Below are 25,854 nucleotides of genomic sequence, written 5' to 3' on the forward strand. Positions count from 1 at the left end.
ATGAAAAAGAATATATTCATATGGGGAATTACCATTAATGCGTTATTTACCCTTTTCAGTTGCACCAAATCTGATTTTTTTAATAAAAAGCCTGCAACAAACTTACTTGTGCCAAGTACACTAAGCGATTTTAGAAGCTTATTGGATAATACCTTGGTTTTTAACCAAACGGGCGGGTTAGGACAACTTTCCGCCGATGAATACAGCGTTAACTTTGTCAATTGGCAAACTGCCTCCCCGACCCAAAGAAACGCTTACATATGGGCAAGTGACATTTACCAGGGTGATGTTGCTATTCGGGACTGGAACGCACTTTATCAGGAAATATTCTATGCGAATAATGTATTAGATGGCTTAAGTAAGTCTGATAGTAGTGCCAGTGCCCAAGGGCAGTATTTAAAAGGCTGGGCACTTTTCAACAGAGCCTATGCTTTTTATGATGTAACCCGGGCTTTTTGCAAAGCTTACGATGGCAGTACGGCATCTTCAGATTTAGGAATACCACTAAGGTTGAGTGCAAACATCAATTACATTCAACAGCGAAGTACATTACAACAGTCCTTCGATCAAATAATCAACGATCTTAATACTTGTCTTCCGCTGCTACCTACCGCCAGGCCATCAGCCAATCTCAACCGGCCCTCACAGATCGCTGCATATGCCTTATTGGCTCGTATTTATTTAGATATGCGAAATTACACAATTGCAAAATCGAATGCTGATCAAGCTTTAACATTGTATAATACCTTGATTGATTATAATACAACAAGTAAAACATCATCAACGCCTTTTTCCACGACAAATAATGAACTTATTTATAACTCCCGGCAAACTACTTCTTATGGTGAATTTACCGGCAATTATTCCGGTGCATTGTCCGCTGTTCCCACTGACATCCTTTCTTTGTATAGTCCAAGTGATTTAAGGTTAACCTTGTATTTTTCAAAACGTGCCGATGGTACATATTATAGAAAAAGAGGTTATTATGGCACAGGCCTTTACTGCTTTACCGGCCTTGCGACTGATGAATTATACCTGATTAAAGCAGAATGCCTCGCGCGGCTCGGACAAACGAACGATGCGATAAGTACACTCAATAGTCTTCTGTTAAGAAGGTATCAAACAGGCACCTTCACCAATTTATCTGCCGCCTCTGCAAACGCCGCTTTAAGTACAATTTTGCTTGAACGTAGAAAGGAATTAATGTGGAGAGGGCTTCGATGGTATGACTTAAAACGCTTGAATGCAGAGGGAGCACAAATAACGCTGACACGGTCATTAAATGGCAACAATTATTCCTTACCACCTAATGATTCGAAATGGGTAATGCCTATACCAAAAGATGAAATCGCTTTAAGCGGTATACAACAGAATCAAAGATAGTTAGACTTCTTAAACTTCAAAATATGATTATAAGCATCAAGAAATGTTGCTATTTATTAGTCTGCATTTTGCTCCTATGTTTAGGGCCAAAAATGAATGCTTGCGCAGCCAGCATAAAACAAGCAAGAGTTACCATAGTGGTAAATAACAATGAGTTTCGTCGGGGGCTGGTAATAACCTTTGTAATTTATCAAAATGGGGTAAGTTCGAATCATCCAGTCGCGACAAAATCCTACGTATTAAAGACAATACAACGTGTCAATAGAATCGACGTTCCGCTGTCAACCGATATTAACTATGGAAGAATAGCATTATGGAAGGATTCGGCATCATTTAAGGATTGGGATATTCCCTTAGATAATAGCAATAATCTTTTCCTTTTTGAAAAAAACGACCAGGTAACTATTACGCTTAATTCACACAAATTTGACGCTAAATTTTCAGGTAAGAGTGAAGACAAATTTAAAGATATGTACGCCATTAATAACATTGACTACCTATCTGAGGACTTAATTAATAGGAAGTATAATTATTACATGCAATTAAATGATCGCGAGCATGCAATGAACTCGTTGAAGCAAGGATACGACAGTCTACTGATGGTTAAAAACAGCCTAATAGATTCTGCGAAAACAAAAATCAATGCAAAAGTAATAAGGCTTATCAAGTTGGATAATTGGGCATTTTGTAATCAAAATATAGTAGGTAGATGTATATCTCCTTTTTTGGGGAAAAAACAAATATGGCTCGCCGAGACGAAAGAATTCTATATTCAAACTTACGAGCGCTTTTTCAGGTTGCCCGAAGCCAACGAAGAGGAACTTGCATTTTCTTATTATGTTGGCGACTTCCTTGCATTTCGTTCAAAAGCTTATGCAATCATCAGCCGAAGCGATGTTAAACTGAGCTTCTTTAACGATTTGAAGTTTAAGGAAATAAATGAGGCAGTATCATTGCAGTGCAAAAACGGTATATTAAAGGACAGAGTAATATTAGGCGCATTTTTAAATGTTGACCGTATAAGGGAACCTGACTTTGTTGATTATACCAATAAAGCTGCTCAAGAGGCAAAGCCTTCCAATATAAAAGATGTCCTTATGTCTTTGTATAATGCAAACTTAGTTGGTTCTAAGGCTTATCAATTCTCATTAAATAATGAGCATGACAAGCAGGTCTCCTTAAACGATTTCAAAGGTAAGATTGTAGTTATCGATTTTTGGTTTACTGGTTGTAGCGGTTGTTTAACTTTGGCTAAATCAATGAAACCTATAATTGCGTCCTATACTAATGAGAATGTAATCTTCATTTCTGTGAGTGTTGACCGAAGTAAATCATCTTGGTTGGAAAGTATAAAACAGGGAAAGTACACTTCAGGCAAGGAAGTCAATTTGTTAGCAGAAAACGGGTGGCAATCAAGTATAATACAACACTATAATATCGATGCCTTTCCTACCTTGATTGTAATATCAGAAAATGGAAAGATTCTTTCAACTGCACCACCTGATCCGAGATATAATTTGGTAGCATTTAAAAGGTTATTAGATCAAAACCAATGATAGTAATTAGAAGATTAAAATGAAAAGGGGATGGATTCATCCCCTTTTCATTTAGTTATAAAGTGCGTTGCTCGAACCAGGTGCAGGTGTGATCCAATTATGACTTAGGTAATTGGTGATATCAGAGGAACTATACGTGCTTTGGTTAGGAATATTAGTCTTACCAGTTGCTGTTACAGAATACCCACAGCGCAACGTTTCCGATGTTGCACAATTACCTGAATCGTAGCTGTTGTCTTGCGCAAATACGCCGGCAACACCTTGGTTTTGAAGCAAAAAGTCATCAGTTATCATATGAGCTTTTAATGCCTTATTGTGGAAAGGCGCCAAACTACTTTTAACAGTTGTAAATGAGCTGAACCCGATTGCCAAAGCACCTACCAAAAGGCCTAAGGCGATTTTTTTGAAATTTTTCATTTTCTTAAGTTTTTAAAGATGTATTTAATTTATTGAAGAGCCGGAGGGCAATTATGGCAATGGTTATAAATGCGAGATTGAACCATATATGTTGTCCCCAGCTTAATTTTTCGATGGCGCCTCCGCAATGACACGGTAGGTTCTTTTCCCAAATCATCGCGCTGACGATATAAATCGTGAACGATGCCATAACCGCAAAAAAGCTGTAGAGTCCGGTTTTGGCGGTTTGCGGGATGAGCAATAACAATGCAACAACAATTTCAATTGCAGGAACGGCATAGGAGATGAATACCGCGAAGCCACTAATGAGATGAACCTTGGTCAGGCCTGCTAAAAAACGGGCGTGATCTGTTATTTTGGCATAGGCGGTATAGAGAAATAATGCCATGCATAACCAGCAAATGGCGATTATTATTTTTTCTTTAGCCGGTTCTGAAAGCTGGAACTTGTCGTTTATTATACTTGTACTTTCCATAAGATATAGGATTGACCATCTTTGATTAAATTGGTAATTCGATTACCGGTAGGTACGTAACCCACATTTTTGTTGTTTTCCTGTTTGTCACTTGCTCCTTTCTTTTGTATTACCTATAGCTAGGTAAGAAGTGAATAGATTTAAATTGGTTACTATAAGAGGGGAAGCTTATGGGTTAAATCTAAGGGCAAATTCTTTGCCCGCCTTGTGATCCAAATCACTATTTACAAGTTGATTTTTCACACTTTTTGCGTGCTGTATTGATCGGTTATTGTGATTGAAATCACACCGTTGGCAAGTTTATGGGGGAATTAGTTACGACCGATATAGCGGGTCAGGGTTTCGCGTGTGATGTGCAGGTAAGAGGCAATGATTCTGGAGGGCGCTTTTTTAAAAATGTTGAGGTTGTTTTCGCGGAATAACAGGAACCGTTCTTCTGCTGGTAATGCGATCAACTTTTGTTTTTCGTATTCTTCATGCTGGTACTTGATCAGTATGGCTTTGATTACGGTAGCAATCTCGGGGAATTTGTTATCTAATTCATGTAAGATTATATAGTTCAGGGTGATCAGCCTGCTTTCTTCCAATATTTCGGTATAAAAATAAGAAGGCACATTATAATAACCTTCATAGGAAAATACGATGTCCCCGGCTTTCCAAAACCTAACGGTATGCTCATTGCCATGATGGTCATAGTAATAATTTCTGGCAAACCCACTTTCAATAAAATATAACCTGTTCTCCATTTGCCCGGCAGCATGAATGATTTGGTGGGCTTTGTACTTTTCTTCTCCCACCTTTTCGGATAGTTCTTCTTTTAACGCGTCTGATAATCCGGTAGTGTTTGACAGTACGCTGAATATGGATGCTAAATTCATAGGTATAGTTTTATAAGCCATTGCAAGCCCGTAAACTGATACACTACCATTAAAAACCAAGACGGATTAAATTACAGGTGTATTTAGATGTAAAGGCGATAATGACCGACTCCAATAATTCGAGCAAAATAAATGTTCTTTTTTCTTGAAAAGTGTGACTTGCTTAATTTATTTCGTTTTAATTAATAAAAAATTAACCAAAATTTTACATGTCACACTTTTGAATCTTTTTGTACGGTATTTTTAGGTCTTTACTTATAATGATACCTATGTCAAAAATAAATTTTGAAAGGGCGAGCTTCAAAGATTTTGAGAATATTGAGGGCCAGGATATTTACCAGACCGCGCAGGAATTCAAAGAATACCTGGACTTTTTACGGTCTAACGGACATTTAAATTACAGAATTGAATCATTATCACCTGTTGGCCCGGAAATGAATTTGATATTACCCGGCGACAGTCACCCGACTTGGTGCGTGTGCCTGGTTTCCAACGATTACCTCGGGTTCAGCCAGCACCCATTGGTCAAGGCCGCGGTGATCAAAGGGATCGAAATGTTTGGCACGGGATCGGGTGCGTCACCGGCCATCGGCGGACACTTTGTTTACCACGAACAATTGGAAAAGAAAATAGCCGGATTTTATCGGCGGAGCGATGCCATTTTATATACTACGGGCTATACCGCGAATAGCGCGACCCTGCAATGCATCCTTCATCGGGATGACAGCAATCAAAAAAAGAATGATATCGCCATCCTTGATATGAATGTACATGCCAGCGTCTACGAAGGTGTACTAACGACAACGATAAAAACCTTTCTGCACAATGACCTGGCCATGCTGGAGCATGTGCTTAAAAATGCGCAGGATAAATACCGTACGAAAATGGTCGTTATCGATGGCGTTTATAGTCAGGATGGGGATATCGCACCGATTGGAAAAATTGCTGAACTGACCCATCGTTATGGGGCATACCTGGTCGTTGACGACGCGCACGGTATCGGTGTTGTGGGAGATACAGGGAGGGGCGTTATCGAAACAGATAACGCGTTTGATCAGGTCGATATTATCACCGGCACATTCAGCAAGGCCCTGGGCAATATCGGCGGTTATGTGATCGCCAGCGCGGAACTTATTACGTATCTGAAATTCCAGTCCAAGCAGCACTTATTTTCTACGACGGCAACACCGGCGGTAATGGGTATCCTGAAGGCGATTGACCTGATAGATGAGGAACCGGTTTGGAGGGCCCGGCTTTGGGAAAATATTGATTATTTGAAAAATGGGCTCATCAACCTCGGTTTTGATGTCGGAACCACCGCTTCCGCCGTAATCCCGGTAAAAGTCGGGGACATCCTAAAAACGCTGGAAGCCGGACGGTTGCTTTTAAAAGCCGGTATATATACCAACCCGATCATGTACCCGGCTGTTTCCAAAAAGAATGCGAGGATCAGGATGAATGTAATGGCGACCCACACTACAGCCCATTTGGATAAAGTATTGGAGGCTTTTACCGAAGTGGACAAGGCGCTACATATTTCCAATAAGTACAGTTAAATCCATTTATTAATAATAGCATGATGCAGCAATTACCACTTGAATTTCCGAATATTTATCTTAAATCCCTTATCCTTAATTATTTATTGCAAATGAAAAATTTATCTGAAGTCAGCTATGAATTTACTATCCGAACAGCTTCAGCTTTTTGTGACCGATTCGTTAAATCCGCAGAAATTCGCTGGACACCAAATTTCAAAAAAGGAATTTGAAAATTGGAAAGCTTTTTTATCCGATGAAATTGCCGGTATAAAACACCAAGCCGGCTATTGTCCCCATGCGAACCGGGGAAAGAACAAAAACGGGATCATTTCATTTATCAATCAAATCGTTGATTTAAGCAATGCAGTCAATATTTACCTTACGAAATTACATCCCATCTGGAAAACGCACCCCCAGGCCGAACAGATCAGGGCCAATTACCAGTACACCTGTAATGTGTTCGAAGAACTGATCGCTGCCCTTTGCGGGACCTACCGCTTTGCTGAGGGCCTGGTCAAAATCACCAATTATAACCTGCCGCAGGTTAAAATGCATTTGAAGCAGCAACATCACTTATTAGCGGAACATCTGAATGATAAAGACATTGATGAGCCCTTAAAGGAATTGGCATTGTACGGTTTTTCTCTGCTTATGCAGCGTAAGGAACTCCGGGGAATTGACGAGGCTTATCTGCAGGAGCTGGCCGATATTATTCTGCAAAGGCCGGATTTAGACACCCAGGCGTTTATGGAACTGCTGATCACCCACGATTTTAACCTCCCCGAATTTTTTCACTATTGTGTCAGCACCTGGCGCAAACGCCTGTCGGACATTCCGGGACTGCATGAACAGCAGGAAATGTTGCTGACCGAGAGGGACCAGCTCTATAATTTACATATTGAAAAAGGATTGCAAATGCCAGGGGCATCATCCCTGTTATATGAAGACCTGGACCGGTTCCTTTCCGAGAAGTACGCATTTGCAAAACAATTGCTGAAACTCAGGCGGGACGCAGTGATGGACAAAGAAAAGGCCAAAGCCGGGATACGGTTCCTGATGAATCTACCCGTGCCGCAATTCGGCCTTTTTATCCGGATGCAGATCGAAAAAGGCTTATTGCCAAAAGAAAATGTCGGCGACCTCTTTAGTTTTTTTGCCCTGCACTTTTATACCCCTCACACTTTATTTATGTCTGCGGAAAGCTTACAAAAAAAATCTACGGATGTGGAATTTTCGACTGCCCAGAAAATGAAAGGTCACCTGATCGGGATGCTGAACTGGCTCAATTCAAATTTTAATTTATCCAATTATAATTAAGGCGGCTATAACTGATTTTCCTGGAACTGGCGCAGCAAGCCCTGTTCCTTCAGCAGATCGAGCATATCTGCATACCATGTAAAACTAAATTCCTTATGCTGCTTTAGCCTTGAAAGGTTTACCTTCATGACATCCCCAAGGTTAAATAACCCTAAGCGTTCTGCTTGCTGGATAAATTGATTCCCCACGCCAAGTGTTGAAAAGGAACAATTAAGTTTACTCACTTCTACCATTGTTGGAAACTAATTTACAATTTGAATATATCAAAATTGGTTATTATGATACAAACCTAAAAACAAAAATTATGGATATGAAATATACTTCATACTAAACAACGGATTTGTGTTGCACATTCGTTCTGTGAAGAACGTCCGAAACCAACCACTTATCAACGCACTTGGCCAAAGGGTCAGGATTCTTAGAACCCAAAAGAAACTTTCCATGGAAAGGCTTGCCGAATTATCCGAGATAGATTATCGCCAGGTATCTTATGTTGAACTGGGACAAACTGATGCTTCGATCAGTACCTTATCCGCATTATGCAAAGGTCTCGAAATTACTTTGGCAGAATTAATGGATGCTGAAGGATTGAAATAACCCACTCTTTTATAAATACTTACATATTTTACGCTTTGCGCAAACTGCCATCAGCAACAGGGGGGTGAAAACTTTGTTTCACCCCCTTTCACTGGTTGCGCATCCCCGTATCCGCTTGCTTTGCTTCCATGATCACCACAACGGTGACCGATCAACCAGTTAACCTGGTTATCAAGCGAGCGTTATTTGACATTGGGGGATAAAGCATTATCCGGCGGGGAGCCGGAAATTTCGCGAAGGTGAGCGTAAAGCCGCAATATGCCGAAAGCGCGAAGGCAGGTGAATAGCCCGGATCGTAGGATCTGACGTGAGTAATCCCGAAAATATAGATACCGGCAGAAGCGAATTACCGGGTTCGATACCCGCTGCCGGTACGATTTATCCCATTGGGGATATTGCTTTATTAAAATAATCTTCACTTAATAACCACTTTCCGGGATAGGTTCTGCAACCAGGCTGTTGCCCGCCAGATCGTAATAAGTGCAGATCATTGCCTGGGTGTCAACAACCCATTTGTTCACCCCAGCTCCGGCCACCAGCTGACAGAATGTTAAGAAATCGCTTTTGCCCTGCTGATGCTCGGCAATGATCTGCCGGACGGCGATTGATGAGGACTGAATTGAAATTATTTTTTCGGGATAGCGCGCCTCGCCATTTACCTGTAAGCCGTTTGCGCCGTGGTATTCGGTTTGTCCGTTTTTCACCAGGAAGTCATAATGCACTAGGCCCAGTTGTTTTATTTCATGCACATAAGCGGGGAAATCTATGCCGCTTTTTACTTTGGCGTGTGCCGCCCTTATTTGTTGTAGTGTGAACATCTTTTTTGTTTTTTCGATGCTCAAAGGTAGCCCGGCCAAAACGCCCCGGATTGTAAAAATCCGTTTATTTCAGGCGCTTTAAATATTGTTCAGGCGTGACCGCGGCGAATTTTTTGAAGTCTTTTATAAAATGCGCCTGGTCATAGAATGCTGAAAGATATTCGGCATAATCCTGGTTACCTCGTTCCATAGCCGCCAATACGTTCCGTGCCCTGACAATGGTAGCAAACTTTTTAGGGGAGGCACCGATTGCCTGTCGGAAGCGTTTTTCAAGCGGGCTGGCGCTGGTATGCAGCAAAGAAGCAAGTTCGCTCATGCGAATAGTGCCTTTCGACTGGTGGATATATTCCAACGCGCGATTAACGAGGAGATCAGCGGAACGTTCGTTTAATTGTCCGGTCAAAAATTGCTCGACCAGTTTGATGCGGTCATGATCGCCCGTAGCCGTAACCAGTTTTTCTTCGAGTTCAGCAAGTTCGCTGGCATCAAAGAAATGTTCCAGTGGCAGGCTTTTCCCGAACAGTTCGTGCAAGGGTTGGTGAAAAAACCTGGCCGCGCCGGTTTCCCGGAATACGACCAACACCGAACCTATGCCGGCAGTGTTTTGGAATACCCGGTAAGTATCCCGTAAACCCGTTATACCGGCGGTCGCCAGCGGGTGCGTTTTAGCATCAGTTAAGTAAGCCAGTTTACCCCGGTACTGAAAACCGATCACTAAGGCGGTATCAGGCAGGATCTGATAAGTGTTCGGATCTTCATTTTCCGAAACAATCAGGTGCTTCACATAAGGCAGTAGCTGATCACAAGGTAAATAAACTTGAAACTTCATAGCTAAAGTTACCAATTATCAATGAATAGGCAGCGACTAACTGCCCCATTAACCAAGGCATCTTTCTTAATGCGAACAGGTGTCTTTTTTTTTTGCCGGTTACCGGCTTTCTGTTTAACTCAAATCCATTATTTATGTCAAAGTTATTAACCGCCAGGGAGCTGAAGGAACAAGCCTCGCTGGTAGACCTGCTAAGCCGTTTAGGATATCAGCCTGTTCCCAAACGCGGCCGCGAAAAAATGTATATCAGTATGCTGCGGGACAATGATAGCAATCCATCCTTTAGTGTGAACGATGATCTTGGTGTATGGTTCGACCACGGTGCCGGGAAAGGCGGGAACATTATTGATTTTGGTTTGGCCTATTGGAAGCATTTGGGGTTTAACGAGGTGGTTAAAAAGATCCAGGACGTATGTTCAATCGAAGCAGCTGAACCGAGGACGTTAAGGCCCCGAAAACCTGTCAAGGTCAACCATGTCGTTGAAAAAGTAAGGCCGTTGGGCGCACATCCGGCTATAACAGATTATTTAAAAAGCCGGGGAGTGTTTGAAGTTGCCAAATTTTACCTGAGCGAGGTCTATTATTTCGTAGAGGATGAGAACGATGTTCGTAAACATTATTTCGCCGCAGGCTGGCTGAATGAAAATAACTCCTGGGAGGTTCGAAACAGGTATTTCAAAGGCTGTATGGGACACAAAGGCATAACCTTTATTCCCGGACATCCGAAAAAGGCTGCCCTGTTTGAAGGCTTTCTTGACTTTTTGAGCTGGCGTTTTGACAATCCCGAGGCAGACCACAGTATTATAGTTTTAAATACCCTGACCTTGTTACAACAAGGTATCGCCAAAGCAAAAGCCTTTTCCTGCCTGGATATCTATTTTGACCGGGATAAGGCCGGTAAACTGGCCAGCAGGGATTTTTTAAAAGCATTACCCTATGCTACCGACCGTTCATCGGCATACGAAGGTTTTAACGATTATAATGATAAGATAAAGGCGCAGGTCAAAACAGGTGCCAGTGAGCAAGGAATCAAAACGAATTTCTTTGGTAATATTAAAGTGCCTTTTGTTAGGTAGCGCCCACAGTCCGATAACGGCAGAGCCGCCACCCAACTTCTTATTTGAGGGTTGAAGCCCAATTTATTAGTCAGGATTTCCGTTGCTTTTGCAACGGCAAGATGTCTTTTTGTTTCACAAAAAGTCACTTGCCCTCCCGGGAGGATTTAAAAAAATTTCGCAACTCATTTTTTCATGGAGCCTATTAAGAAACTGAATGGGAGGCCGAAATTAAAGGAAGGTAAACGGACGAAATTCATTAATGTCAGGTTTACGGAAGACGAATACAGGGAAGTAACTGAACTGGAAAAAGAGTTGTCTGTTTCTAAAACAGACCTCATCAGGATGCGGATTTTATCGGATGCGAAAAAGACGGTGATCAATTCCAGGGAGCTGATCAGATACATTGACGACGCAGGTGCGGAAATGGGACGGATCGGCAATAATATTAACCAGCTGGCTAAACATGCGAACACCCTTAAGTTAAAGGGTGCGCTGAATCCTGCCGTTATAAAGCAATTCAACCTGCTGTTTGAAGAATACATCAGTGTCCAACAACAGTTCGAAGTTTCGCTCCGGAAGATCATCCGTGCCATGGGAGCGTAATACACAGATCGACGGATCACAAGATCTATAGATTGGGAGGTAACAAGATCGGAGGGTCGCCAGATTAACAGATTGGAAGATAACATGATCGCAGGATCACCTGATAGACAGCGCGGTAGATTTGCATATCGCAAGCTATGCCGATAGGCAGATTGTTAGATTCAAGGATTAGCTGATCGTAAGCTATGCAGATTGGATGATCATAAGCTGGTATGATTGGGCGATATCCTGATCGGTTGATAAACTGCTCAGCCGATAGGCCTTTTAAAATTAACCTATGATCGCCCGTATTCTCGAAAAGCCATCCAGGACCTTCGCCGGCGTTAAGTACAATACCGACAAGGTTGACCGCAATACCGGCGAGCTGATGCTGATCGCCAATTTCGGGGCGATGCATGCGCTGAGCAACCCGCGGCCGCAGGACCTGGTTAACTATCTGCTGATGGTTTCCGCCCAGAATAAAGGTATTAAAAATACGCAGTTCCACGCGGTCATTTCAGCATCGGGCCGTAATTATAACAAACAGGAATTAACAAAGATTGCAGTGATGTGGCTTAAAGAAATGAAATACGGCGACCAGCCTTATCTCATTGTCTTCCATAAAGACACGGAAAATAATCACGTTCACGTGGTCAGTTCCCGCGTAGGAAAAGACGGGAAACAGATCGACCGTGATTACGAACAGGTCCGTGCGGTTCGAAACATCAACCAGGTATTGGGCTATGACTTTGCCATGCAATACCGCTTCAGCACCAAAGCGCAGTTCTATCTGATCCTGGAAAACCAGGGTTTTCTCGGGCGGGATTACCTTAATGAAGAGAAGCTTCAAAAAAAGATAAATGCTTATAAACCCGACAGGGCGAGAATTGCAGAACTGCGGGATTTGTTTATTGCCTATAAGGCATCGCCCGATTTCGTTGCATTGATGCATAAGCACTACGGCCTCGACCTGGTATTTCACTCATCCGAAGGAAAAGCACCTTATGGTTATACGGTCATAGACCATTCCACCAAACAGGTTTTTAAAGGAAGCGAGATCCTGAAGCTGCAATACCTGCTGGACCCGCATATGGAAATTCAAGCGGCATTGAGGCCACCGGTCATGGAACTTCATGATTACCTGAGTGACAATGCCATCACCTATTATTCCGGGTATGCACCCGAACCTATTTATATCCGGCCCATCATGATAGCGGATGACGTAGATGACCAGCAGGTGCTTGGCATGAAGCGGCGCAGACAAAAGAAAGCAAGAACAAACACCCGTTAAGGGATCAACCCATGAAAAATTATGATCTGTTTATTTGGAAACCAAAAGGGCGGCGTTGGAAAAAGTACGCTCACCGTCCTATCAGGGAATTACCTGAGCCTGGCTAAAGACTGGCCGGTTACCATCATTGACATGGATTACCAGCAGTCCATTTCGCAAAAGTTTGAAAAAGCCAAGGTGCTGGAAAATGAAGAGCCGTATGATGTGTTACCGGCAAACCTGGAAAGTTTCGCCCCGCTGATCCCCGTCCTTACAAAAAACAAGAAGGACGCGGTATTGATCGACCTGCCCGGCAAACTGGATGATGATGGGCTAATCCCCGTCTTTAAAGCCGCCGACCTGGTCATCTGCCCGTTCGCTTATGACGAGTTTACCTTTGAATCCACGGTGTTATTTAGTGTCGTTCTTAAGAAGGTAAATCCCAAAGTGGATGTTGTTTTTATCCCCAACCGGATCAAGGCAAATGTCAAGTTCGAGATCATGAGCGAGGTAAATGAGCAGCTTTCCAAATTCGGAAAGATCACCGCAGCCATACCGGACCGTATCGACTTTCAACGTATTACCACCTTTCAAACACCCTTATCCCTGTATGGGATCATCACCCCTGTTTTCGATGAAATATTTGCTGACCGATTATGGAAAAAATGAAATCATTAGCCGACCAACTCCGGGAAAAAATGATAAAACCCGGTGAAAAGCCGGTCAAGGCCAGACAGGCGCCAGCAGCCACTAATACTAAAAAGCCGGGACAAAAAGCAAACAAGTCCGCCACTGTGCCTATACTTCAGTTATTGGCTGAATATGATAACAGCGATCATAAGACAATGGTACATTTCCGGTTTGATAAACAAACCGTCGACTTTCTGAACCAGTTTAAAATAGCGACCGGGGTAGATGCCACAAAATTCGTTGCGTATTCCGTCCGGCAATTTATCAGTCTGCATCCCGAACTGAAAACAATCATCAAGGAATTTATACAAAACTCATACTTATGACGCGGATAAAATTTGTAACCGGAATCCTTTGCGCCTATGCGGCCTATTACTCGGTGCTGATCCTCTGCGACGCTAAAGGCCAAAAGCGTGCAGGCATAAACGTCGCGAACGATCTGCGTACCGGCAAGCCAGAGCCCGAAAATATAATTGACATAAAAAACGAGCATAAAGCCAATGGGGTCTTAACTCATGATACGGTGCTCAGATCACTTTGGGCCTATGACAATAGTGACCATAAAAGCCTGGTACACGTCCGTTTTGATAAACCAACCGTCGATCTGATGAACAAGTTTAAAATGGCGACCGGAACGGACATCACAAAATTTGTCGCCTTTGCCGTCAAATATTTCCTGGAAACCAACCCGGAAATCAAAATCATTATTAAAAAATTCATACAAAACACAGAACTATGACCTGGATAAAATTTGCCGTATGGCTGCTTGGTATCTATACCATTTATTATGCAGCCCTTATCTTTTGGGACTACCTGCGAACTAACCGCAGGGAAACCGGGAGTGACCAACATGAACTCACTTTTGTCGAAGATGTTGAACCCGTTAAATCACATGTAGAGGAAGTTACCGGTACCGGGAAAGATTCCTCTTTTACCTTTTCAGGCGGTGTAAACCTGAAACAGCTTTTCAATCTCGCCCGTGAGGAATCGGTCGAGTACATCAAAGCAGTAAGCTTCTGACCCATGAAATATTTCCTGTCTTTTGCCGGCTGCCTGGTATCAGCGGCGGCATTTGCCCAACCCGGTATCGCTGAGATGCAGCAGGCTAAACAGGACCTGTCCTCATCCTTTTTTTCGGCCTTCGATTTTGCAATGGTCCTGGCTGTCCTGTTCGGCCTGTTAGGTGCCCTAAGGGTGTACCATAACTGGCAGATGGGTAAGGACCGCATAGATTCAGCCGTGGCTGCATGGTTCTTCGCTTCATTCTTTATGATCCTTGCGGGTCCTTTTTTGCGGGCATTATTCGGAATCTGATTGCCCGTTTTTTTAAGCGCTTCCACCCGGAGCGATAAAAGATTTCTGTCTAAACATCCAAACCCAACTTTTCAGGTAAGCGTAGCGCTGCTGCTACTAATCCCTATCGGGTGAATTTATTGGGGCGTTGTTCGTGATCTGGACGCCCTTTCATGATAACCCGGCCTCCTCCCGGCTGGCCCTAAAAGATCTCCGCCTTTATTTTTTTTCTCCAATTTAATGTTTACAAAAACAAAAAAATTATGGGCTTCAGCCGTATTGCTGGCCCTGTCGGTTCCTGTATTTGCACAAAGCGGCGTTAACGGCCTGAACACTGCAACCACAACCTTAAAGACCTATGTAGCACCGGTAACCAATATCACGCTGGTGATCGGTGGTATCGTCGGCATTGTGGGTGCCATCCGCGTCTATTCCAAATGGAACAGCGGTGACCAAGACATCAATAAAGAACTCATGGGATGGGGCGGCAGCTGCGTCTTTCTCGTAGTTTCCGCATTGGTGATCAAAGCTTTCTTCGGCTTATAATCATGGCCAGGAAGTATCCTGTATATAAGGGGCTGCAACGGCCCCTTATATTCAAAGGGTTCAAAGGCAAATTCATTTACTGGGGTATTGCCTCCCTTCTGACCGGCCTCGTATTCGGCGCATTAACCATGTCACTGGTCAACATGTGGCTTGGCGCCATGGTACTGATCGGCTTTGTCGTTGGCGGATTATTATTCACCGCCTCGAAACAAAAAGGCGGCCTTCATTCCAAAAGCCGCAGCTCAAACATTTACATTTTAAATCATTATGGGCGTAAAAACCTTGTTTAACATTCCCTATGCGGGTGTGGATAAAGATGGGGAATACGATCTGCTCATCGGCCTGAACGGCGAATATTCGGTGGTTATACAGATGATCAACCCCGTCATCCGTTATTCCGCCTATCCCGCAGGTTACGAAGAATTTCACCACCTGCTGATTAACGTCGTCAAAATATTGGGCGATGGTTATCTGCTGCAAAAACAGGACATGATCAGCCGCTCACCCTATAAAGGGCCGCCGGCAAGTGAATACCTGCAACAACAATACAATGCCCATTTCGAAGGAAGGGAATGCCTGCAGGTAGCCACCTATCTGACGATAACACGCCAGGTCAAAAAAGGGGCGTTTTATGTTTTCGATGGCCGTCTGCTGGGTGAATTCAGGCAGGCTGTGGGCAAGGTGCTTGACATATTACCATCAGCGCGCGCCCTTAACGAAGGCCAGTTGAACCAATTGGTGCTGCAATTGCTGAGCATGGAATTTGGCCGGCCAAATATTGTATTAAATAACCTTTCGCCATCCGAGACCGAGATCAGGATAGGTGAAAAGGCCGTCAGGTGTCTCAGCTTGGTCAATATAGACAGCATCGACCTGCCACCGGACGTTGCCACACACATCGAGCTGAATGACAAGGAAAGCATGCGGGGCTTCCCGGTGGATTTCTTGTCTTTTCTTTTTAAGGTACCCGGGGTCGATGTGATCGTTTTTAATCAGCTCATCGAAATACCTAACCAGGTCGTTACGCTGCGCAAGCTGGAACAAAAAAAGAAACGGCACGCAGGTATTCCCGACCCCGCTAACCAGCTATGCGTGGAAGACATCGACCTTTTATTAAACGATGTTGCCCGTGAAAACCAACTCCTTGTCAACTGCCACTTCAATATTATCGTCGCTGCACCGGTTGCCGCCATCCAGAAGGCAGTGAATTTCGTGGAAAGTTCACTGTTCCAATTAGGGATCATTCCCAGCAAGAACGCTTATAACCAATTAGAGCTTTTCAGGACAGCATTGCCGGGTAACGGGGTGGAGCTTAAAGAATATGATTGGTTCCTGACAACGTGCGACGCGGCCATTTGCTTTTTCTTTAAGGAATCGCTGCCAAAGGATGAGCCGTCCGATTTTCTGCTGCGGTTTACTGATCGCCAGGGCATTCCCGTAGGTATGGACCCGGCAGATCTGCCGATGCGCACAGGCCGGATCAACAACCGGAACAAGTTCGTTTTAGGGCCCAGCGGCTCGGGTAAGAGCTTCTTTATGAATGCCCTGATCGAGCAGTATATGCTCTTCAACATGGACATGGTGATCGTCGATACCGGCCACTCGTATTCCGGGCTGTGTTCTTATTACCAGGGGAAGTACATTACCTATACGGACAAAACACCGATCACGATGAACCCCTTCCGCATTACCGAAGCGGAATACAATATTGAAAAGAAAGATTTCCTGTGCACACTGGTCGGGGTAGCCTGGAAAGGTGCCGAAGGAACCTTCAGCCCTGTAGAACGCGATGTGGTGGCCAACGTGATATCGGCTTATTACAGTAAGTTCTTTGCTGACGGCGGCGAATTGAACTTTAATACCTTTTATGAATTTGCGCTGGAGAAAATACCTGAGATCAAAAGCGAAGAAAAGATCATTTTTGATTTTGACGAGTTCCGCTATGTGCTGAAAAAATTCTATAAGGGCGGTGAATTTGCACCGATCCTGAACAAGGAAGCCGATAAATCGCTCTTCACCGAACGCTTTATTGTTTTCGAGATCGATAGTATAAAGGAGCACAAGATCCTCTTTCCCATCGTTACGCTGATCATAATGGATGTGTTCATCCAAAAGATGCGGTACCGGTCGGACAGGCGTAAAGCGTTAGTTGTAGAGGAAGCCTGGAAAGCCATTGCAAGCCCCTTAATGGCGGGTTATTTGCTCTATTTATACAAGACGGTCAGGAAGTTTTGGGGCGAGGCGATAGTCGTTACGCAGGAACTTGGCGACATCATCGGCAACGCAGTGGTTAAGGACAGCATCATTAATAACTCAGACACGATTTGCCTGCTCGACCAAACTAAATTCAAAGACAATTATAATGATATCGCAGCCTTATTATCTATAAATGAGACTGAGCGCCGCAAAATATTTACGATCAACCAACTGGATAACACGGACAATCGCGGCCGCTTCAAAGAAGTGTATATCCGGCGCGGTGCCGTTGGGGAAGTTTACGGTGTAGAAGTGTCCTTACCGCAGTACCTTACTTATACAACAGAAAAACCGGAGAAATCAGCGGTAGAAAGCTATACCAATCGCTTCGGTTCCTATCCTGAAGGGCTCGATGCCTTTATCCGGAATTTTAAAGACAGCGGTAAATCTTTACCTGCTTTTATTTCACAGGTTAATCAAAATCACCAATCATGAAAACCAGCATTTTTAAACTTTCAATTTTAGGGCTACTGCTATTTTTTAATATTGACAATTCCCGCGCACAAACCCTGACCGTTGACCCGGCAGTTTCCGCCGCGATCGCCGTTAACGCCGGAGTGATCAACGGCCAGTTGAATACCACCAATAATAAGCTTGACCTGATCCAGAAAGGCCAGCTCGCCGTCAGTGGCCAGCTGGTCATCGTAAATGACCTGCAAAATAAGATCTACCAGGGCCTGAGCCAGGTTGCCTCCGTGATTAATAACCTCACCACGATCAAAGAGATCGCGGAATGCGGCACCGACATTATCAACGATGTAGAGGCCTCGGTCACCCTGGCCAAATCCGACCCGGTATTATTGCTTTTTGCTGAACAGGGCGCACGCGATTTCGAGACAAGGGCAGCGACTTTATCAGCCGATGTGACTGCCTTCGTGCTCAAGGGTGGTAAAAACCTCATGGATTCCGGTGAACGCGGCAGGATGCTGAACCATATCGCCGATGAAATGCGCATCCTTCGCGGTATCGCTTACGGGATGGACAGAAGCATGTACTGGGCGAAGATCAACGGTATATTTCGGTCATTGAATCCCTGGGCGGAATGGCAGAACCAGGATGTCAGGATAGCTAATGATGTATTGACCAACGCCAAATACCTGAAGCAATGAATTATGAAGTTTACATGATCTGCCCGCCATGGCGACAGTATCGTAATTACCAGCGATCACAACGCTGGATGATGGACAACCTCCCGCCGAAAACGTTAAAAGCGATGAAGGCATTTTATTTCATACGGGATTGCCTGGAAATTGGTTCATCCCCTAATCAAATGCTGTTCGTCTGGGTCACTTCAAAATTCACGGAAGACTGCAGGGCATATATGAAGCAGTTGGGGTATACCTACTGCAACTATCTCGTCTGGCAAAGACCTCAATGGAAAAAGGGCACGACAAAAATGGTATTCGAATACCTGATGGTTTTCTATAAGGGTCGTTTGTCTTCGCCAGTCGTGCCGTTTCCTGAAGCGCTGGCATCGCCCTTTACGGCAAAAGTTAAAAACAAAAACGAAAAACCCGCCGATGCTTACGTCCTGATCGAATCTATGTTTCCGATGAGCAACAAGCTCCAGATTTTGGGCTTAACGACCCGCCCCGGTTGGGACCTGTTCAGGCACAACGGCAAAAAATAATTGACCTATGAAATCTATACTATTAATACCGGCTATCACCCTGGCCTTTATGGGTAATGCATTTGCACAACAAAAAATACTGGATATCCCCGCACTGCATCAGCTAGTTGATGAGTCGGAGTCCGAAAATAAACTACAGGTAAAGGCAAAAAACCAACAAGCGCTGGCAACGGCGAACGAACAGGCTAACCTGACCTTGCTGGATAAAATGAAGAACATGTACCGGACGCTGCAGCAACGCTATAACACGCTCGGTACAGCCATTAATATAGCAGATATCGGCATATACGCCACGCCAATGGTGGACCGCATTGTCAGCAACCAGGCGCAGATCGTACAGTTGGTCCAGAAAAATCCTGCGTTGATCGCCGTCGGTTATCAATCAGCCCTGCAATTTGCTTCCCAGGCGAAAAGTCTCGTAGCTTATGTCACGGGCCTCACACTTTCGCTGGGCGACGTGAACCAGATGAAGGCTTCCGACCGGAAATTGCTTTTTGATTATGTGCTCTCCGAACTGAGCAAAATACAGGACCTGTCGGGCAATATGCTTAGCATGATGCAGTATTCCAGCCTGGCTTCCCTGCTAAGGGCCGCAAATCCCTTTCAGAATTTTATAGATGCCGATAAGTCTATCGGCAGTGATATCATCCAAAATGCCAAATACCTCAAATGAAAAACGTATTAATCGCAGCATTCCTGCTGATGCCTTTTCAATGGTTGCGGGCACAGGAATATGTCATAGACTACCAGCACCTGGTCGCCGTCACCCAAAATGCCGCGGTCAGAAGCGGCGCAGAGACGACACATGACCAGTATCTCGGCAAGATCAATAACAATATCAATGACCTCAACACTAATGTAGGGTCGGTGGTATTGGCACAGACCATGATCTACAATGGGCTGGCGAATGTGAATTCAGCGCTGAAGGATGGCCTCGCCGTCAAAAACATGGCCGTTATTATCGCGGATATGACGGGTTATATTAACCAGGCACTGGAGATGGCCCGAAGCGAGCCCTATCTGCTCGTATTTGCGGGGAATATTGCTTCGGAAATGCGAACGCGGTCACTGGCGCTGGTTACCGACGTTTCCGGCTATATCCTCAAGGAAGGCAATAACGTACTGGCGGACTATAATGCCCGCGACCAGTTATTACGCAAGGTGGTCACCCAATTGCAAATACTGGACGGCTTAGCTTATGGTGCCTGGAAAGCGATGTATTGGGCAAAGGAACGCGGCGTGATCGCCTCCCTTGATCCCTTTGCCAATTATGTCAGCCAGGATACCCGTGTCGTCAACCAGATCATTCAAAACGCTAAATACTTACACCAATAATCATCATTCGTAATCATCATCCGGCTAGCCGGATGATTGCTTGAATACTGTTTCAAAACAATTTAATCATGAAAATATTCTTAATTCCGTTACCCTTAATATGGATCGCGCTGATCCATCAGTGCTTCGGCCAGGCTGTGGCACAGGACAAAGCCGTCAGGTACCAGGAAGAACGTATGGTATACCTCCAATGGGACCAGAATAAGTTTGAACCGAAGGCCGGTTTTTTAAGCCTTAATCCTTATTACTGGCTAACCTGGGGCTTGTTTCACCCGAATTATCATAAGACGGACCTCCGGCCATTGAGCGCTGCCGGGCCACAGACCCAGCGCCTCGCGCTGGTAGGCGCTATGAACACAACTGATAATAAATACAAACTGCAATCGGATACGGTACGTAACACAGCACTGTCTGAAATCGCTAACCAATCCGGTTTGATCGCTGATGCCGACCCCTTATGGCAGCTGTATTACAGCAATGAATTAAAACCTGTATTAAATAATTCAGCAACTTCTATCCTGACAGGGTTGTCCCCGCAAGTCAGCGCCAAACTGGTTTCCGAAGGGCTTTATAGCTGGTATAAAAATGAACTGGATATGTTAAAGGAAAGGATACAGGCCGCGCACTCGACCACGATGGACCGGGGCGCAAGGATCCTGGCCTATCACCGTTACCTGATGGAATACCGCAGGCTGGCCGGTGTCTGGGCGATCCGTACCTCATCGGCGCAAGCCACTTTAGAAATGACCGCACAGCAGCAAAAGCTGAAAGCCAACCAGGTGACGGTCAGTAACTGGACGCCACAAACGGACATCCAGATCGCTAACCAAGTTTTACAACACCTGCAATGAAAAAGAAAATAGCTTTATTGATACTGCTGCTATGCCTATGTATAACAGTTGTGTCCGCCCAGGCCACGACGAATACCGATAATACCAAAACGCTGCAGTTTTTGCAGGGTGACGGCGTTTACGAAGCCGGCGTCATGGTTTTTCTAAAAGGCCTCAAAGATTCCGTTTGGACACATTTCGATCTGTTCATTACAGACGCCAAGGCGCTTGCCGCTATATTTATGATCATATTTTTTGCGATCAAGTCCTACGAGATGATGGTCGGTGATAAGCAATTGGAGATCATGCCGCTGTTGCGGCCCTTTGGGCTGGCCATGATCATTTTATGGTGGGGCGCGTTCGTAAAAATGATCGCATTTCCAACCGACCTGGTGGCCAACCAGACCGAACAGATGTTTGACAGCGAGCAAGCAACCGTGGATAACCTGCGTCTCAACCGCTCCAACCTGATGCTTGCCGTGGCCAACTCCCTCTATACCTACCAGGCTCAAACCGAGGTCGCCGAAAAGGAAAGCGATACCTGGTACGGACAGGCCTGGGATGCGGTGACCAGCACGGTCAAGCAGGGCATTTCAACTGTAGTAGCACCCTTGCTGGAGCTGAAGAACCGGCTGACGGTCGGCCTGCAATTGCTGTTTACCCAATTGCTGGAACTATTAGGGATATGGATACTGCGCCTGGCAGTTTACATTATCTTTATGATCCAGATCATCTATTCGACCATATTGATCATACTCGGGCCATTTGCGGTCGCCGTCAGTATCCTGCCGGCATTCCGCGATAGCTTCAGCACCTGGATCGCCCGCTTTATCTCCGTAAACCTGTATAGCGGCATCGCTTACCTGATCATGTACCTGTGCGGTCTGATGCAGGAATATGCGCTAACCTCCGAGATCACCAAATACAAAGAATTGGTCGGCGAGAACGGCCTGAGTGCAAACCTGGAAAAAATGGCCTGGTTCGCCGGAAATGGTATCCTGTCCTTTGGTACCGTCATTATTGTATTCCTGATCGGCGCTATTTGTATGTTCACGGTGCCCAGCATCTCGACCTGGATCATCTCGACTTCCGGTATCAGTTCAGCGACCTCGACCTTTGGCCGCAGCGCGGGAACTGTAGTAAGTATGGCCAGGAAGGCATCCGGAAGCTTCTTTTAACCGCTTCTGTTTATTTCTCTTTCTTTCTCCTTTTTATTTGAGGCTGACCTGCGAATGCGGGCCGGCCTTTTTCATTTAAATGTCATTGATCATGATCATAAAAAATATCGAAGCGAAAATAAGGCTGGCGACATTCATTGCCGCGGGCAGCCTGCTGACCTCGCTGATTATTGTCGGCATGAACTGTCTCTACGCCTTCAGGCTTGTCTCTAATGCACAAAAAAGCATTTATATCCTGGATAACAACATCCCCATACTGGCCCGGCAGACCGATGTGCAGATGAACCGCCCGGCGGAATACCGGGCTCATGTCGACCTGTTCCATTCCCTGTTCTTCTCCCTGACGCCGGATGATAACTACATGGAGTACCAGATGAAAAAAGCCATGTACCTGGTGGATGAATCCGGCATGGAACAATACAATAACCTGAAAGAGAACGGTTTTTTTAATTCCATTCTGTCCTCCAGTTCCGTACTGACGCTGCAAACCGATTCCATCACGGTAGATATGCCCAAACACTATTTCCGGTATTACGGAAAATTAAAGATCGACCGCCGCAGCTCAACGGTTGTCCGCTCGCTCATCACCGAAGGCTACCTGAAAGATATCCCGCGAAGCGATAATAACCCGCATGGCGTTCTGATCTGTGGCTGGAAGACCCTTGAAAACAAAGACCTGCAAGATGTGGAAAAAAATACATTCTAACAGGGATCCCAGGGATACCCTGTATAGCGAAATACGCAAGGAATTCGGCGCCTATTTCAACATTGCCGGGGATGCGGCAAAACGTCTGGCCGGAGCCTATCCCAGGTTCTTTTTTGGATGTATGGTCTTGTTGATGGCCCTGTCTTTTGTGCTGTCATTCACAGTTTTCAGGCACCCCGAAAGGGCCAAAGCTATTGCCGTTGAAAAGGTCAGCCCGCTGGAGGACGGCTTCAGCAAGATCATGCAGGCGACCGGCAGTATCCGGGAAACCATACAACTCAAAAAGCTGGTTGACAGCCTGACAGCAAAGAAGCAACTGACGGGGCAGGACAGCACCTTACTGGACAGCGCCCTCGACCATCTCTCCAAAATTCATCAAACACTCAAATAAAATGCTATGAAAATTAATTTTAAGCAGCCCAAATATGTGCTGCCCGTTATCCTGCTGCCTTTTTTGTGCCTGTTCTTTTACGCCTGGCACAGCGGTTTTTCCAAACCGAAGCAAGTAGTCAAAGAAAATACCGGGTTGAACGGCTCAGTCGGCAATGTCTCCGCCGATGTGCGTAAAAAGCAGCTGGCCGATAAGCTGGACGCCTACCGCAATACCTACAAGGAAGCGGACGGACTAACCGCGGTAAATGTGATCCCGCGCGAAAGCTCCAGCAATCCCGCCTATAACAATGATTATTCCGATCAGCAAAAGAAAAAACTGGATTCCATCCAGCAGGCGATGAAGCTAAAATTCGGCACAGCAAATAGCCCGGTTGGCGGACCCGTTCAAACCGAAAGCGTCAGCCATGACCGGCAGGTCGCCAAAGCTATTGAAGCCATGAGCCGCAGGCAGGCGAATACCACCGGTCCGGCGGAAAGCTCCCCGAAGGAAAAAGACCCAATGGAAGTGTTTAAGGCCCAAATGGCCATTATGGATAGCATCAATAAACAAAATGATCCGGCCTACAAGGAGGAACTGAAGAAAAAGCAGTTAGCCGACAAAGCAGCCAGGCAAAAAGAAAACCGGTTTAAACTGGCGGTTGAAAAAGCGGACGCGATCTCAAGCGACTTTAACACGGTGCTTCCGGCAAAAGAACCTGCCTTTATCAGTGCGGTCATCGACGAAAATGTGACCGGTTACGCCGGCTCACGACTCCGGCTGAAGCTGCTGGAAGACATCAAAGCGGGAAATAACCTGATCAAAGCAGGTACTTACCTGTTTGCCCAAATCAGCGGCTTTTCGGAGCAGCGTGTCACGCTGGCCATTACCTCTATCTTATACGAGGGAAGAATACTGCCGGTTAAGCTGGATGTATATGATATGGACGGCCTGCCCGGCCTCTATGTGCCTTCATCTGCCTTTCGCGATTTTACCAAAGACCTGGGCGGCAACGCTGTTCAGGGCGTAACGATCGATGGCAGTTCCGGCAACAGCCAGTTTATCATGAGCTCACTTGATAAAGTTTTTCAGTCTACTTCGTCCGCCATTGCGGACCTCATCCGCAAAAACAAAGCGAAGCTCAAATACAATTCATATATCTATCTGATCGACACCGATGCGCTGCAAAACGCACACAACGGCCCAGCCGTGCCGGATGCCGATAAAACGAAATAAACACCCGAAAAAACTTACGAATCATGAAAAAGATGTTATTCTTCTTATTGGTGCTATGTGCCCCATCCCTTTATGCCCAGGAAAAACTGCCGGTAGTTTATTTGCCGGAAAACCTGACGATCCATTTTATTTCCCCGGAAGCCATCCAATACGTGGATATTTCCACGAAAGAGCTGATCGGCGATCTGCCGCTCAAAAACGTTTTGCGTTTAAAATTGCGGGACTCCCTGAAAACTTTTTCGGGTTCGGTGGTTACCGTGGCAGGCGAGAAATTTATTGCACAATACCGGCTCTTACCCGGCTATCCGGGCGTACCTACAGCGGTCAATATTGTTCCGAACGATATGCGGCCCCTGGATATCTCCGGCATCGGCCTGTCACAAAACCAGCTGAAGGCATTAGCGCTAAGCCTGGTGGCCAAAAGCCCCGATAAGCGCATGGAAAAGGTTAAAGCCTTCGGCATCAAAGGACGATTGAACCATGTGTACACCGTCGGTGATTACATTTTCCTCGACATCGGTTACCACAACAAAACGAACTTGAAATATGATATCGCCGATCTCCGGTTTAAGGTGGATGATAAAAAAGTAACCAAGGCAGCCAATAACCAGTCGGTAGAGGTCAAACCGGAGTTTGTATTGTTCAACCCGCCAGCCTTCTCCAAAAATTACAGGAACATCTTCGTCTTTAAAAAGATGTCCTTTCCCGGGAATAAGGTACTGCATGCGGAACTCAGTGAAAAGCAGCTTTCCGGGCGCATCATAACCCTCAGCATTTCCTACCAGGATATACTCGACGCGGATATGTTGCCCAACTAATTCTTTTACTCATTTTGTATGACTGAATCCATAGCCTACGATTATGTAAAGCTCGTACTGGAACAGGAATTTTTCAGGACCTATCTGCGCTTTTCCAACCACGGGATACTGCACTACGAGCTTACCAATATCCTCGAACTCTGTGCGCCCTTAATGACGGGCCTGGACGAGGACGACCGCTTCTTAAAATATGAAGTGATCGGCACCATAGCAGATTATTTACAGGAGGTGTGATATGGCATTTAACC

General features: G+C 45.2%; 33 protein-coding genes. 27 read left to right on the forward strand and 6 right to left on the reverse strand.

The genetic code is table 11. From position 1 onward, the window contains the following. Together J3L18_RS26650 and J3L18_RS26655 are read left to right on the forward strand one after the other, a co-directional pair. Entirely contained in the window at window positions 1-1,383 is a 1,383-nt protein-coding gene (locus tag J3L18_RS26650; protein ID WP_129568316.1) for a RagB/SusD family nutrient uptake outer membrane protein, read from the forward strand. Between the two features lie 23 nt (window positions 1,384-1,406). Continuing rightward, window positions 1,407-2,939, forward strand: coding sequence for a peroxiredoxin family protein (locus J3L18_RS26655; protein ID WP_129568317.1), 1,533 nt, complete (start codon window positions 1,407-1,409; stop codon window positions 2,937-2,939). A gap of 51 nt (window positions 2,940-2,990) precedes the next feature. Here J3L18_RS26655 and J3L18_RS26660 read toward each other — a convergent pair whose 3' ends face one another. From J3L18_RS26660 to J3L18_RS26670, 3 genes are all read right to left on the reverse strand, one after another. Next, window positions 2,991-3,356, reverse strand: coding sequence for a hypothetical protein (locus J3L18_RS26660; protein WP_129568318.1), 366 nt, complete (start codon window positions 3,354-3,356; stop codon window positions 2,991-2,993). A 4-nt stretch (window positions 3,357-3,360) separates the two neighbouring features. Next, entirely contained in the window at window positions 3,361-3,831 is a 471-nt protein-coding gene (locus J3L18_RS26665) for a MauE/DoxX family redox-associated membrane protein (RefSeq protein WP_146749905.1), read from the reverse strand. 311 nt (window positions 3,832-4,142) lie between these two features. Continuing rightward, the gene (locus J3L18_RS26670; protein WP_166091198.1) at window positions 4,143-4,709 is read right to left on the reverse strand and encodes a Crp/Fnr family transcriptional regulator; all 567 of its coding nucleotides are present in this window, start codon (window positions 4,707-4,709) and stop codon (window positions 4,143-4,145) included. 269 nt (window positions 4,710-4,978) lie between these two features. On the opposite strand from J3L18_RS26670, the gene J3L18_RS26675 reads away from it, so the two are divergent. Next, the gene (locus J3L18_RS26675; protein WP_129568321.1) at window positions 4,979-6,265 is read left to right on the forward strand and encodes an aminotransferase class I/II-fold pyridoxal phosphate-dependent enzyme; all 1,287 of its coding nucleotides are present in this window, start codon (window positions 4,979-4,981) and stop codon (window positions 6,263-6,265) included. Between the two features lie 117 nt (window positions 6,266-6,382). Further along, window positions 6,383-7,564: a hypothetical protein gene (locus J3L18_RS26680; protein WP_129568322.1), complete on the forward strand. Its 1,182-nt coding sequence runs from the start codon at window positions 6,383-6,385 to the stop codon at window positions 7,562-7,564. Between the two features lie 5 nt (window positions 7,565-7,569). Here the strand turns inward: J3L18_RS26680 and J3L18_RS26685 are convergent, their stop codons facing one another. After that, window positions 7,570-7,692, reverse strand: a complete 123-nt coding sequence (locus tag J3L18_RS26685) for a hypothetical protein (RefSeq protein ID WP_262511168.1) — start codon at window positions 7,690-7,692, stop codon at window positions 7,570-7,572. 232 nt (window positions 7,693-7,924) lie between these two features. On the opposite strand from J3L18_RS26685, the gene J3L18_RS26690 reads away from it, so the two are divergent. Then, the gene (locus tag J3L18_RS26690; protein WP_166091197.1) at window positions 7,925-8,161 is read left to right on the forward strand and encodes a helix-turn-helix domain-containing protein; all 237 of its coding nucleotides are present in this window, start codon (window positions 7,925-7,927) and stop codon (window positions 8,159-8,161) included. Between the two features lie 419 nt (window positions 8,162-8,580). Here the strand turns inward: J3L18_RS26690 and J3L18_RS26695 are convergent, their stop codons facing one another. Further along, window positions 8,581-8,979, reverse strand: coding sequence for a DUF1398 domain-containing protein (locus tag J3L18_RS26695; protein ID WP_129568324.1), 399 nt, complete (start codon window positions 8,977-8,979; stop codon window positions 8,581-8,583). Between the two features lie 64 nt (window positions 8,980-9,043). Further along, window positions 9,044-9,808, reverse strand: a complete 765-nt coding sequence (locus J3L18_RS26700) for a helix-turn-helix domain-containing protein (RefSeq protein WP_129568325.1) — start codon at window positions 9,806-9,808, stop codon at window positions 9,044-9,046. Between the two features lie 134 nt (window positions 9,809-9,942). Between J3L18_RS26700 and J3L18_RS26705 the strand changes: the two genes are divergently transcribed. From J3L18_RS26705 to J3L18_RS26810, 22 genes are all read left to right on the forward strand, one after another. Further along, window positions 9,943-10,884, forward strand: a complete 942-nt coding sequence (locus tag J3L18_RS26705) for a DUF8464 domain-containing protein (protein WP_129568326.1) — start codon at window positions 9,943-9,945, stop codon at window positions 10,882-10,884. Window positions 10,885-11,058: 174 nt separating this feature from the next. Then, window positions 11,059-11,469, forward strand: a complete 411-nt coding sequence (locus J3L18_RS26710) for a plasmid mobilization protein (RefSeq protein ID WP_129568327.1) — start codon at window positions 11,059-11,061, stop codon at window positions 11,467-11,469. Between the two features lie 277 nt (window positions 11,470-11,746). Then, the gene (locus J3L18_RS26715; RefSeq protein WP_129568328.1) at window positions 11,747-12,739 is read left to right on the forward strand and encodes a relaxase/mobilization nuclease domain-containing protein; all 993 of its coding nucleotides are present in this window, start codon (window positions 11,747-11,749) and stop codon (window positions 12,737-12,739) included. A 21-nt stretch (window positions 12,740-12,760) separates the two neighbouring features. Beyond that, window positions 12,761-13,387 carry a ParA family protein gene (locus tag J3L18_RS26720; RefSeq protein WP_129568329.1) on the forward strand — a complete coding sequence of 209 codons (627 nt, stop codon included), beginning with the start codon at window positions 12,761-12,763 and terminating at the stop codon, window positions 13,385-13,387. Next, on the forward strand, window positions 13,375-13,734 hold the full coding sequence (locus J3L18_RS26725; RefSeq protein ID WP_129568330.1) for a hypothetical protein: 360 nt from the start codon (window positions 13,375-13,377) through the stop codon (window positions 13,732-13,734). The genes J3L18_RS26720 and J3L18_RS26725 overlap by 13 nt, the downstream gene beginning before the upstream one ends. Continuing rightward, on the forward strand, window positions 13,731-14,147 hold the full coding sequence (locus J3L18_RS26730; protein ID WP_129568331.1) for a hypothetical protein: 417 nt from the start codon (window positions 13,731-13,733) through the stop codon (window positions 14,145-14,147). Before J3L18_RS26725 ends, J3L18_RS26730 begins: the two co-directional genes overlap by 4 nt. Then, complete coding sequence (locus tag J3L18_RS26735) at window positions 14,144-14,428, forward strand: hypothetical protein (protein WP_129568332.1); 285 nt, start codon at window positions 14,144-14,146, stop codon at window positions 14,426-14,428. Before J3L18_RS26730 ends, J3L18_RS26735 begins: the two co-directional genes overlap by 4 nt. 3 nt (window positions 14,429-14,431) lie before the next feature. Further along, a complete protein-coding gene (locus J3L18_RS26740) occupies window positions 14,432-14,722 on the forward strand; it encodes a DUF4134 family protein (protein WP_129568333.1) in 291 nt (96 codons plus the stop codon). Between the two features lie 219 nt (window positions 14,723-14,941). Then, on the forward strand, window positions 14,942-15,247 hold the full coding sequence (locus J3L18_RS26745) for a DUF4134 domain-containing protein (RefSeq protein ID WP_129568334.1): 306 nt from the start codon (window positions 14,942-14,944) through the stop codon (window positions 15,245-15,247). A 2-nt stretch (window positions 15,248-15,249) separates the two neighbouring features. Continuing rightward, window positions 15,250-15,537 carry a plasmid transfer protein gene (locus J3L18_RS26750; protein ID WP_129568335.1) on the forward strand — a complete coding sequence of 96 codons (288 nt, stop codon included), beginning with the start codon at window positions 15,250-15,252 and terminating at the stop codon, window positions 15,535-15,537. Next, entirely contained in the window at window positions 15,515-17,938 is a 2,424-nt protein-coding gene (locus J3L18_RS26755) for a TraG family conjugative transposon ATPase (protein WP_129568336.1), read from the forward strand. The genes J3L18_RS26750 and J3L18_RS26755 overlap by 23 nt, the downstream gene beginning before the upstream one ends. Next, entirely contained in the window at window positions 17,935-18,612 is a 678-nt protein-coding gene (locus J3L18_RS26760; RefSeq protein ID WP_166091196.1) for a hypothetical protein, read from the forward strand. The genes J3L18_RS26755 and J3L18_RS26760 overlap by 4 nt, the downstream gene beginning before the upstream one ends. Next, window positions 18,609-19,133: an MT-A70 family methyltransferase gene (locus tag J3L18_RS26765; RefSeq protein WP_129568337.1), complete on the forward strand. Its 525-nt coding sequence runs from the start codon at window positions 18,609-18,611 to the stop codon at window positions 19,131-19,133. The genes J3L18_RS26760 and J3L18_RS26765 overlap by 4 nt, the downstream gene beginning before the upstream one ends. A gap of 7 nt (window positions 19,134-19,140) precedes the next feature. Continuing rightward, on the forward strand, window positions 19,141-19,806 hold the full coding sequence (locus J3L18_RS26770) for a hypothetical protein (protein ID WP_129568338.1): 666 nt from the start codon (window positions 19,141-19,143) through the stop codon (window positions 19,804-19,806). Continuing rightward, window positions 19,803-20,468 (forward strand): hypothetical protein, encoded by a 666-nt coding sequence (locus J3L18_RS26775; protein WP_129568339.1) that lies wholly within the window; start codon window positions 19,803-19,805, stop codon window positions 20,466-20,468. The genes J3L18_RS26770 and J3L18_RS26775 overlap by 4 nt, the downstream gene beginning before the upstream one ends. 68 nt (window positions 20,469-20,536) lie before the next feature. Next, window positions 20,537-21,319 carry a hypothetical protein gene (locus tag J3L18_RS26780; RefSeq protein WP_129568340.1) on the forward strand — a complete coding sequence of 261 codons (783 nt, stop codon included), beginning with the start codon at window positions 20,537-20,539 and terminating at the stop codon, window positions 21,317-21,319. Further along, window positions 21,316-22,476 carry a TraJ family protein gene (locus J3L18_RS26785; protein WP_129568341.1) on the forward strand — a complete coding sequence of 387 codons (1,161 nt, stop codon included), beginning with the start codon at window positions 21,316-21,318 and terminating at the stop codon, window positions 22,474-22,476. Before J3L18_RS26780 ends, J3L18_RS26785 begins: the two co-directional genes overlap by 4 nt. A gap of 91 nt (window positions 22,477-22,567) precedes the next feature. Continuing rightward, window positions 22,568-23,182, forward strand: coding sequence for a conjugative transposon protein TraK (traK, locus tag J3L18_RS26790; protein WP_129568342.1), 615 nt, complete (start codon window positions 22,568-22,570; stop codon window positions 23,180-23,182). Beyond that, entirely contained in the window at window positions 23,160-23,573 is a 414-nt protein-coding gene (locus tag J3L18_RS26795; protein ID WP_129568343.1) for a hypothetical protein, read from the forward strand. The genes traK and J3L18_RS26795 overlap by 23 nt, the downstream gene beginning before the upstream one ends. A gap of 6 nt (window positions 23,574-23,579) precedes the next feature. Next, window positions 23,580-24,788, forward strand: coding sequence for a conjugative transposon protein TraM (gene traM, locus J3L18_RS26800; protein WP_129568344.1), 1,209 nt, complete (start codon window positions 23,580-23,582; stop codon window positions 24,786-24,788). A 23-nt stretch (window positions 24,789-24,811) separates the two neighbouring features. Beyond that, window positions 24,812-25,606, forward strand: coding sequence for a DUF4138 domain-containing protein (locus tag J3L18_RS26805; protein WP_129568345.1), 795 nt, complete (start codon window positions 24,812-24,814; stop codon window positions 25,604-25,606). An 18-nt stretch (window positions 25,607-25,624) separates the two neighbouring features. Beyond that, a complete protein-coding gene (locus J3L18_RS26810) occupies window positions 25,625-25,840 on the forward strand; it encodes a hypothetical protein (protein WP_129568346.1) in 216 nt (71 codons plus the stop codon). Window positions 25,841-25,854: the final 14 nt, after the last annotated feature.

Origin of the sequence: Mucilaginibacter gossypii (assembly GCF_017569325.2) — a bacterium.
Classification (GTDB): domain Bacteria; phylum Bacteroidota; class Bacteroidia; order Sphingobacteriales; family Sphingobacteriaceae; genus Mucilaginibacter; species Mucilaginibacter gossypii.